Origin of the sequence: Prevotella sp. SGI.167, assembly GCF_050313615.1 — a bacterium.
Taxonomy (GTDB): domain Bacteria; phylum Bacteroidota; class Bacteroidia; order Bacteroidales; family Bacteroidaceae; genus Prevotella.
In genome coordinates, this window is sequence record NZ_JBNPLT010000136.1 from 1 (window position 1) to 466 (window position 466).

General features: G+C 45.7%; 1 pseudogene. It reads right to left on the bottom strand.

Features of this window, described 5'->3' with window-relative positions:
- Positions 1-466 (bottom strand): annotated as a pseudogene (locus ACQRBJ_RS16230) (hypothetical protein); the annotation flags it as partial.

Sequence of the window (466 nt, forward strand, 5' to 3'; positions counted from 1 at the left end):
AGAGAAGTCTTGATACTGGTTGTCATCTACGAAGATACTGGAGTTTTTCTGGTTTTGGTAGTGCAGGTCATCACCGGCATAGCGCAAATTGAGAGTAAGCGTTCGTTTGTCCTTCAGCTTGAAGAGAGAGTTGAAAGCTCCTTCTCCCGACTTGTTGTCTACGTATCGGCTCAAAGATACACTAGGAATATCTTGTGCAGAAAGGCTGATTCCATCCCATGTAAACGATGAGAAATCAGAAACTTGGTCGAGTCCGAAAGACTGCGACGTATTATAAGTCAAGCCCGTGTCATTAGCCTTGAGCGACAAGAGCTGTTGCGTTTTTTTGTTGATTTGCATGGCGAAGACATCACTCTTCCACAACGTCTGGTCATCATAGCCCAGTCCTTGCTGAAGATAGCCGATAGGCTTCAGCTTGCGGTTGTTCTTGATTTTCAGGTTGAGTGCTGCCTTGTCGGAGAAGTCT